This window comes from Yoonia sp. (genome assembly GCF_046498525.1).
GTDB lineage: Bacteria > Pseudomonadota > Alphaproteobacteria > Rhodobacterales > Rhodobacteraceae > Yoonia.
In genome coordinates this window covers 1-10292 of record NZ_JAWOAN010000197.1, presented here as the reverse complement: position 1 = coordinate 10292, position 10292 = coordinate 1, and the positions used below count along the sequence as shown (strand labels likewise).

Annotated in this window: 7 protein-coding genes; 1 reads left to right on the top strand and 6 read right to left on the bottom strand. The window is 59.1% G+C overall.

What is annotated here, in order from left to right; all coding sequences use genetic code 11:
• From uvrA to R6T97_RS12380, 6 genes are all read right to left on the bottom strand, one after another.
• A partial coding sequence (gene uvrA / locus R6T97_RS12405; RefSeq protein ID WP_410349608.1) for an excinuclease ABC subunit UvrA occupies window positions 1-1721 on the bottom strand: 1721 nt, incomplete at its 3' end.
• 167 nt (window positions 1722-1888) lie between these two features.
• Window positions 1889-3283, bottom strand: coding sequence for a dihydrolipoyl dehydrogenase (lpdA, locus tag R6T97_RS12400; protein WP_410349607.1), 1395 nt, complete (start codon window positions 3281-3283; stop codon window positions 1889-1891).
• A gap of 76 nt (window positions 3284-3359) precedes the next feature.
• Window positions 3360-3968, bottom strand: coding sequence for a DUF924 family protein (locus R6T97_RS12395; protein ID WP_410349605.1), 609 nt, complete (start codon window positions 3966-3968; stop codon window positions 3360-3362).
• A 134-nt stretch (window positions 3969-4102) separates the two neighbouring features.
• A complete protein-coding gene (locus tag R6T97_RS12390) occupies window positions 4103-5374 on the bottom strand; it encodes an MFS transporter (protein ID WP_410349604.1) in 1272 nt (423 codons plus the stop codon).
• Between the two features lie 80 nt (window positions 5375-5454).
• On the bottom strand, window positions 5455-6522 hold the full coding sequence (gene queA, locus R6T97_RS12385; RefSeq protein WP_410349603.1) for a tRNA preQ1(34) S-adenosylmethionine ribosyltransferase-isomerase QueA: 1068 nt from the start codon (window positions 6520-6522) through the stop codon (window positions 5455-5457).
• The gene (locus R6T97_RS12380; protein WP_410349602.1) at window positions 6519-9806 is read right to left on the bottom strand and encodes an AsmA-like C-terminal region-containing protein; all 3288 of its coding nucleotides are present in this window, start codon (window positions 9804-9806) and stop codon (window positions 6519-6521) included. Before R6T97_RS12380 ends, queA begins: the two co-directional genes overlap by 4 nt.
• Window positions 9807-9906: 100 nt before the next feature.
• Between R6T97_RS12380 and R6T97_RS12375 the strand changes: the two genes are divergently transcribed.
• Window positions 9907-10292, top strand: a 386-nt coding sequence (locus R6T97_RS12375) for a peroxiredoxin (RefSeq protein WP_410349601.1), incomplete at its 3' end; no start/stop codon positions are given.

The window sequence follows — 10292 nt, the reverse complement described above, 5'->3', positions numbered from 1 at the left end:
CCATGCACACCGGCCCCCGGTCCGATGTCAAAGACATAATCCGCCTCGCGGATCGCCTCTTCGTCGTGTTCCACGACGATCACCGTATTGCCCTGGTCGCGCAGGTTCTTCAGCGTCGTCAGCAGGCGGTCATTATCGCGCTGGTGCAGCCCGATGGATGGCTCGTCCAAGACGTAAAGCACCCCTTGCAGGCCCGAGCCGATCTGACTGGCCAGCCTGATCCGTTGGCTTTCGCCCCCCGATAGCGTGCCGGAATTGCGCGACAGTGTGAGGTACTCAAGCCCCACGTTATTCAGGAAGCCAAGACGTTCGCGAATTTCCTTCAGGATCGCCACCGCAATCTCGTTCTTTTGCTTGCTCAGGCTGCCCGGGACCTCCTGACACCAATCATAGGCCTCCTTGATCGACATCCGCACGATCTGACCCACGTGCAGGCCACCGATCTTGACCGCCAGTGCTTCCTCGCGCAAACGGTAGCCGCCGCAGGTGCCGCAATTACGGTTGTTCTGAAAATTCTCGAATTCTTCCCTGATCCAGTTGCTATCTGTTTCACGATAGCGGCGTTCCATATTGGGGATGACCCCTTCAAACGCACGTTGCACCTGATAAACGCGCCCACCTTCATCATAGCGGAACTTGATCTCCTCGGTGCCGGAACCGTAAAGGAACACCTGCTGCACCTTTGGATCAAGGTCCTTCCAGCGTGCGTTCTTGTTGAAACCGTAATGCTTGGCAATCGCCTCGATGGTCTGCAGAAAATACGGGGATTTCCCCTTGCGCCACGGGGCCAGCGCGCCATCGGCGATTTTCAGGGTCACATCGGGAACGATCAACTGTTCGTCAAAAAACAGCTCGACCCCCAAGCCGTCACACGAAGGGCACGCCCCGAAAGGTGCGTTGAATGAAAACAGGCGCGGTTCAATCTCGGGGATCGTAAAACCGGACACCGGACAGGCGAAATTTTCCGAAAACGTCAAACGCTCGGGATCACCCTCTTTCGGTGCCGTTTCCAAGATCGCGATGCCGTCGGCCAGATCAAGTGCCGTGCGGAAACTGTCTGCCAGCCGCGTTTCCAGCCCTTCGCGCACCACGATCCGGTCCACGACCACATCGATATCGTGCCGGAACTTTTTGTCCAGCGTCGGCGGTTCATCCAGCTCGTAGAACTGCCCGTCGACCTTTACCCGCTGAAAGCCCTGCTTGCGCAGATCAAGAAATTCCTTGCGGTACTCGCCCTTTCGGTCGCGAATAATCGGGGCTAGCAGATAACCCCGCGTGCCCTCTTCCAGCGCCATAACGCGGTCGACCATGTCCTGCACCTGCTGCGCTTCGATCGGCAGGCCGGTGGTGGGGCTGTAGGGGGTGCCAGCGCGGGCGAAAAGCAGACGCAGGTAATCGTAAATTTCCGTAATCGTGCCCACCGTCGAGCGCGGGTTCTTCGATGTGGTCTTTTGCTCAATCGAAATCGCGGGCGACAGGCCGCTGATGTGGTCCACATCGGGCTTTTCCATCATATCGAGGAACTGGCGGGCATAGGCCGACAGCGATTCGACATAGCGCCGCTGCCCTTCGGCATAGATCGTATCAAACGCCAGCGAGGATTTGCCCGACCCCGAAAGCCCCGTGATCACCACAAGCTGATCGCGCGGAATATCCACGTCGATATTCTTGAGGTTATGCTCGCGCGCGCCGCGCACTTCAATGTTTTTCAGCTCAGCCATGATCTATCCTTCGGTCCGATACAGCACATAAGCCTTCGCAGCCGCGGGTCCAATGCGTTGATAGAACATTAATGGAACATTTGGAAATTAATTTCGCGTCCCGCAAAACAGCAAAGGCCCGCGAATGTCCGCAGGCCTTTGCAAAGTCAGATGGGTTCCGATCCACCTTACATATGGATCACGCGGTCATACGCATCCAGCACGCTTTCATGCATCATTTCCGACAGGGTCGGATGCGGGAAAACCGTATTGATCAGGTCTTGTTCGGTGGTCTCCAACTGGCGGCCCACGACATAGCCCTGAATCAGTTCGGTCACTTCCGCACCCACCATATGCGCCCCAAGCAATTCACCCGTTTTGGCGTCAAACACCGTCTTGATCATGCCTTCGGGTTCACCCAAAGCAATCGCCTTGCCGTTGCCTATGAAGGGGAAGCGCCCGACCTTGATGTCATAACCCAGCTCTTTCGCCTTGGCTTCGCTATACCCGACCGAAGCCACCTGCGGGTGGCAATAGGTGCAACCGGCGATGCTTTCAGGCTTCACCGGATGCGCATGTTTGCCGCCGATCAGGTCGGCGACCATGACACCTTCGTGGCTGGCCTTATGTGCCAACCAAGGCGCACCGGCGATATCGCCGATGGCATAAAGCCCCTCGACCCCGGTGCGGCAGAATTCATCGGTCACGACATGGGTACGGTCGATCTTGACGCCCAGTTCTTCCAGCCCGAGGTTTTCGACGTTGCCGACGATGCCCACTGCGGAAATCACCGTATCGAACTCCATCTTCTCGGTCTTGCCACCGGTCTCGATGTGGGCGGTCACCTTGCCTTTGCCACGGTCCAACTGCTTGACCATGGATTTCTCCATGATCTTCATGCCTTGCTTGACGAATTGTTTCTTGGCAAAAGCCGAAATCTCGGCGTCCTCTACAGGCAACACGCGGTCCATGACTTCGACCACGGTCGTGTCGGAGCCCAGCGTGTTATAAAAGCTGGCAAATTCGATCCCGATCGCACCCGATCCGATGACCAGCAGTTTCTTGGGCATCCTCTTGGGTTCCAGCGCGTGCCTGTAGGTCCAGACCAGATCGCCATCCGCCTCAAGCCCAGGCAATTCGCGCGCCCGCGCGCCCGTGGCCAGCACGATGTTCTTGGCTGTCAGGTCGTCGGTGCCCTTTTCGCCCTTCACAGAAACCTTGCCTTTGGCGGGGATCGTGGCCTCGCCCATGAAGACGGTCACTTTGTTCTTCTTCATCAGATGGCCGATCCCGCCCGACAATTGGCCTGCAACGGACCGGCTGCGTTTCACGACGGCATCCAGATCATAATCGATACCTGTGGCTTTCAGACCAAATTCCTTGGCGCGGTGCATCAGGTGGAACACCTCCGAGGACCGCAACATCGCCTTGGTGGGAATACAGCCCCAGTTCAGGCAGATACCGCCAAGGTTCTCGCGCTCGATGATCGCGACCTTCATGCCAAGTTGCGCGCCGCGGATCGCGGCCACATAGCCGCCCGGCCCGGCACCGATTACGATAAGATCAAAATTTTGCGCAGCCATAGGTCCGCCCTCCAGTTCACAATTTAGTTGAACACTAAACTACTTTTGGCGCGACCTCTAGTGACCTTGGATCATATCAGCTACCCGATGGCTGCAAGCGCGCCTGTTCGGCAGCGGCCTGCTGCGCGCGAATTGCCGCACCGTAACCGCCGGCATCCAGAAACACCTGCTCTGCGGGGGTCGTTCTGCGCCCCAAGGCGTCATTGCGATAGGGGAAGCGCCCGAAATCGCGGATCACGGCACGATGCGCACATGCGTGGTCACGGTTGCCTGCGCCGTGTTCCGGCATCCGTGTATGGATCAAACGCACCGCACGATCCTGATCGCACAGGTTTTCGGCATGCATCAGCGGCAGGTAAAAGAACTGGCGCCCGGGTTCATCGATCTTCAGATCCCACTTGCGGTCAATCGCCATCTTGGCCGCAGCAAGCGCAAGACCGTCCGTCGCAAAAGCCTTGGCACTGTCTCGGAACATGTTGCGGGGAAACTGGTCTGTCAGGATAATATAGGCCAACGTGCCCGACGGGTATGTCAGCCAAAGGCTCAGCCCGCCTTCTGCTGCCTGCTGCCATGCTGCGCCGAATCTGTCCCGGATCACCGCGTCAAACGCAGGGTCGGATTTATACCAGTCCTCCGGTGAACATTCATCCAGCCAGAACGCCAATACCTCTTGGGGGGATACCACGACAATGCTCCTTCGTCGTTTACATCGTTGTTACAATTGCAAACAGACAATTGGCTCCCTGACAAGCGTTTAGATCACATCACCGCTCACTTGATCTTTCGAAACGAAATCTGCGGTGACCCATCGGCAACACTTCATGTCTGTGCACTGTCCTCTTCATGCGCGACTTCGTCAATATAGACCTCTTGCGCCAGCTCTGCCGCGACCGCCGTAGAGGCCGCCGAAACCGGAGCATAAGGCACACTCACAGTCTCGGTCTCGTAATCTTCACGGCTGCGCTGTGTGGCACGGTAGATGCCGTAGAACCCGATCAACGCCATCAGGATCGCCGTATAGAGCCAGAAACCGTTATTCCCGATCGTATCCATCATGAAACCCACGATCAGCGGACCCGCAATGGCACCCACCCCGTTGATGAACAGCAAACCACCCGACGCCGCGGCCATATCCTCTTTTTCGAGATAGTCATTGGCATAGGCGATAACGAGCGCATAAAGCGGATTTGACATGCCACCCACAATCGCCCCGCTGATCACGATCAGCACAAAGTAGCCCGGTACCAGAAAGGCAATCATCGAACCCGCCGCACCCAACAGCGAAATCCAGACGATCAACCGCCGCCGGTCCATGCGGTCGGACAACCAGCCGATGGGATATTGCAGCACAAGGGCAGATACGTAAATCGCCGAGATGAAAAACGAAATCTCTCCCACCGTTAGCCCGACACGGCTGCCATAGACCGCCGACATGCCGAACTGTGCCGAAAACACGCCGCCCAGCATGAACATCCCGACACAGGCCAGCGGCGAGGCCGTTATCAGATCGCGCAGCTTCATCGGCTTTGCCGTGTCGAACGCCGGCATCGGGCGCACCGACAAAAGCACCGGCGCAAAGGCAAGCGACACGAGGATCGATGGAATGATGAACAGGATATAGCCCGACACATCGCCCTGGCTCACGATCCACTGCGCAAAGACAATTCCCGCCATCTGCACGATCATGTAAAGTGACAGCGCCTTGCCGCGGTTTTCATTGCTCGACGCATCGTTCAGCCAGCTTTCAGCGGTGATGTAGACCCCGCAAAAGCAAAATCCGATGATGACGCGGCCAATGGTCCAGGCCCAAGGGTCGATCAGCAACGGATAGGCGATCAAGACCGCCGATACCATGGACCCAAGTGCCGCAAAAACCCGCACATGTCCGACCCGGCGGATCAATTCGGGCGTATAGCGCGAACTGAACAGGAAGCCGAGGAAATAGGCCGACATCACGATGGATAGCGAAAACGTGCTGAATCCTTCGGCTTCGCCACGCAGACCCAGCAACGTACCTTGCAGGCCGTTCCCGACCATCAGCATGAACATGCCGACGAACAAGGCCCAAGAGCCCGTAAATACCTGGAACATGATGTGCCCTTTCAGCCCGAAACAGAAGCGGGCTATTTCACGATTCTCGGGTCAGGTCACCACCCATAAGCGACTTCGTCTCACTCGATCACGCCGGAATCATAGGGCAGCAAAAGCGAACTGTCACCGTAAGAGAAAAACCGGTACTTCCCGGCGATGGCATGATCGTAAATGGCGCGGATATGATCCACGCCCATCAAAGCCGAAACCAGCATCATCAAGGTCGATTTGGGCAAGTGAAAGTTGGTCATCAGGCCGTCCGCTATCTGGAATGCGAACCCCGGCGTGATGAAAATATCCGTAGGTCCGGTCCATGGCTGCATGACCCCGTCCCTTGCCGCACTCTCGATCAACCGCAGCGCGGTCGTCCCCACCGGAATCACCCGATGCCCGGCGGCCTTGGTCGCGTTGATCTCTGCAGCCGCCTTTGGGGTGACCGCGCCCCATTCGGCGTGCATCTTGTGATCGCGCACATCATCGACCTTCACCGGCAGAAACGTACCCGCCCCCACATGCAGCGTGACATGGGTAAACTGCACACCGCGTTTCGCAAGCGCCTCCAACAAGGGCCCGTCGAAATGCAAAGATGCCGTCGGTGCAGCCACAGCACCCGTATTGCGCGCCCAATAGGTCTGATAATCCTCTTTGTCCGCCTCATCCGCGGGGCGTTTGCCTGCAATGTAAGGGGGCAGAGGCATCGCCCCCACAGCGTTCAACGCCGCATCGAAATCATCGCCCCATAGGTTGAATTCCAGATAGCCCTGACCATCACCGCGCCCGACCACTTCTGCACTCAGCTCATCGGAAAAGACGATCACCTCGCCATCGCGTACCTTCTTGAGCGGCTTGATCAGGGCCGACCAACTGCCATCGGCGCGCGGCTCCAGCAAGGTGACATCCATCTTCGCCGATGTATCCCCCGCGTTACCTGAACGGTGCCGCAAACCGAACAATCGCGCGGGGATCACCTTGGTATCATTGAGGATCAACCGGTCCCCCGGTTGCAGGATATCGGGCAATTGATTGACGATCCGGTCCGCTATTCTATCGCCCCGCGCCAGCAACAACCGCGCCGATGACCTTGGCCGCGCAGGGCGCGTCGCAATCAGCTCCTCGGGAAGATCAAAGTCAAAGTCACTCAGTTTCATTGGGAAATATCCGGAGCCGGTCTGCGAAATATCTCGCGGAACATGCCCGGTGTCAGCGCCGACAAGGGGTTCACCCCCACCTGCGGCGCATCGGACGTGCCGCGAATGGTGTAGTTGAAGCCGATCAGCCCCTCACCCCTTCGGGTCAGGAACGATCCGATGCTGTTGACGAGGAAAAATGGTGACACGACGCCCTGCAGATCAATCTGTTTGCTGGCCAGCGTGTAGATGCCGTCCACCGAAATGCCAAGACCCGGCCCGACCGCACTGGCCTCGGAGACAATCACCTGCTGGGGGGTCAACAAAAAGCGGGCATCGACCTCATCAAAAGCCAGCCCCTGCCCGTCAAGCTGCTGCAACAGCCCCACGACGCTTATCGCATCCAGAAGCGCGGCAATCGCAGGCGCATCCCGCACGCGGATGTCCCGCACGCGCAGGGTGCCATCAAACGTCCCCGGCCCAACCGCAGGCAAAAGCGTCAGATCAGCCGTCCCGCCCACCGCATTGCGCAGCAAACCGGTCGCCCGCAGAACGCCCCCCGCATCATCGCTGCGCAACTGCACCGCAGAGCGGCCGTCCCGCGGGGCCACCGTCCCCGACACGGCGGTCGCACCATTCATCTGTCCGGTAAACTGCCCGCGAAACCCTTGCTGGCTGCGGAAATCTCCACGAAAATCGGTTAGGGCGATCCCTTCGCTCACCTGCAACCGGTCCAGCGCGATGCTCACCGGCCCGCCACTGCCCTGTCCTGCGCCGAACTGCGCGTTGCGCAGGTCAAGCGACCCGCCTGATATCTCGACGCCCAAGGGCTGCCCCGCTCCGCGACCACGCAGGGTAAGCGGGGCATCGAACCAGTTGCCGACGCGCAACTGCGAAAAGCGTGCGGCCTCCAACTGGCCGCTGGCATCCAGATCGATCCGGCCCGCAGCCTGCAGGCCGCCACCGCCAATTTCCAGCGTATCAATGGTTGGCACATCGCCCAGGCTCCCCGCGACCAGCAGGTTGCCTGTCGTTCCGGCGCCCTTGGACCACCCCACCGCCGGGATACCAACGCTCAGCCCCAGCAGATCAGAGGTCAGTCGAAAAGCAGGCGGCACATCCCTTTGAAAATCCACCCTAAGCTCGGCCGTGCCATCGCCGCCAATCGTGCCGGGCGGCAAAGCGATGCCGAACTCGTCCAGAAAGGCCCGCGACAAATCCACATCGGCCACGACCCGGCTGCCGGGGCGGTCAGGATCACCAAACCTCTGATCCCACGCACCTACGGCAGCAACCTGCCCGATCCGCACAGGCCCCGCGATATTCACGCCCTGCCTGCTGGCACTCACTTGCAGGCGCGGGGCGGCGAACTTGCGGCCCGACAACAAGGTGTCGCTCCTGACATTGCGCAATTGCGACGTCATCGCGACCACAATGCTCGCAGGGTCCGGTCGCGGCTCCAGCGGCCAAGTGATCTGGCCTTGGCTCAATGCGCGTCCATCCCCAAGCGTCACGGGCAAATTGGCCTTGTCCATATATTCAAACGGCTTCTGGTTCAGAACCGATAACGCCGCCGTCAAAGAACTGTCGACCTTCAGGTTCAGTATCGCCGGAGATGGCCGCAATCGCATGTCCACGATGGTGAAATCAGACCCGGCCAGTTGCATCGGCCCGCCCTGCGGCGCATTCACGACCCCGTCTTGAAGGCTGGCGACAAAGCTGTGATTTTCGATGCTTGCAACACCCTGGGCCTGTGTAATTGGCGGGATGTGGCGCAGAAACTTGATGGCCGTGTCCGCAAATTCGAATCCCAGCGCAAATTCAGGCGCACGCTCGGGCGCCATCCGCACCCCTGCATTGATATTGAACAGGTGACCGCCGGTCAGATTGTTGGCGACCCATCGACGTGTTCCCGGTTTCATGGTCAACGGCCAGAAATCGACGAACCGCTCTGGCGCCACAGTGTCGACATGCAGGTCAAGAGCCACGTCCCACCCCGCATCCGTCGCCGACAGCGCACCATTTGCATTCAGCCGCGTTTCTCCGTCAATCATCACCGCCTGCCCGATCTCGACCGAGAACGGATCAAAGCGCAGACGCAGATCGACAGCGGCCTGTGGAATTTGCGGCGGCGTCTCAAAGAACCCCGGAGGGTTCAGCGCCACGTCACTGAACTGAAACTGCGCCAACAGCGCGCGCGGCAACCCGTTCTCAAACTCGCGCAGGTAGGCGTCACCGTCGGCGCGTAGCCGCCCCCATTCCGTCGCAATGCTCAGCTCGCTGAAACGGATGCTGTCGCGCACGGGGTCATAAGTGAAATAGGCCTTGGCATCGTCAAACGCGACCGGCTGCGTCGCAGGGTTCGGCTGTAAGACACCCTGCCCGATTTCAAGCGTCGCATTCAGCGGCCCCAGTGCGCCGGTGTCATCCAACTGCGTGCGCAAGGCCGCCGTGATCGGCGCATCGATGCCCTGCAGCCACCGCAACGCAGGTGATTGGGCGGCCAGATCGGTCGCCAGCACATTGTCGAGATTGATACCCACCTCGGCCGCGCGGCTGCCTCTTTGACTGGCGTAGTTCAGGCTTACATTCGTCACGGTCGCCCCGCCGGATAACAGCGAAAAGTTGCCGCGGATGGCGGTTTCGCCACCCCGCAGATCAAGCGACACGATCCCGCCATCCACAATCCAGCTGCGTCGCGCGCGGGCATCGTCAAAATTCACGATCAACCCGTCCGCGCGGACGGTTTCCAGCGCCTCCAGCGCGGGGCGTTCGAAAACCCTGTCGAATTGTTCCAGCAATTCAGGCAAAGACCGCGCCTGCCCCAGATCGTTACCGCCGGTCGTCAGCGCGAGTGACACCGTCCCGTCGCGCGCGCGGCGCAAGTTCACCTGCGCCCCGATCAGGCGCACATCCTGCATCAGAACCTCTTGTTTCAGGATCAGACCGCGCGGTGACATCATCCCCTCGACGATGGGCACACGGGTCAGCGTCAGCCCGCCTTCATCCACCAGCCGCGTATCGACAAGGCGCACGACGGGGTGCAGGTCGCGGCCAATGCGGACCGTGATCGCACCAAACTCCAGCGTCGTACCCGCCAGCACCTTCTCGGCACGCTCTTCGATCCGTTCGGTGATCCAGCTTGGTGCCGTGATATCGCGATCAATGATCATCACCGCCGCTGCTGCAAGAAATACCAGCGGCATCAGGCAGATCACAAAGACCGTGCGCAACCAGAACACCCAAGGGCGCATACCCTTGGAGCGTTCGCGTTTGCCTGTCGTGATTTCGGTCTCTTCGGTCATTTTGGCCCATTCATCAGTGCTTGCGCACGCAAGGTCTTTATCTTTGCCCGTCACGGACTAAAACAAAACCAAGAAATAGTATCGGATAAAGGACATTCCCATGACACAGCCAGACGTCGGTGACAAAGCCCCTGATATCAGCCTGCCCCGCGATGGCGGCGAGATCGTGAACCTGTCCGATTTCGCAGGCAAAAAGGTGGTCCTCTATTTCTACCCCAAGGACGACACACCCGGCTGCACCAAAGAAGCGATCGGCTTTACCGAAAGCGTCGATGACTTCGCGGCCCTTGATACCGTGATCCTCGGTGTCTCGAAGGACAGTGTGAAGAAGCACGATAAATTCGTGACCAAACATGACCTCAAGATCGCCCTCCTTTCCGACGAAGACGGCGACGTTTGCGAACGCTACGGGACGTGGGTGGAGAAAAGCATGTACGGCAAGACCTACATGGGCATCGAACGCGCCACCTTTCTGATCGACGCCGA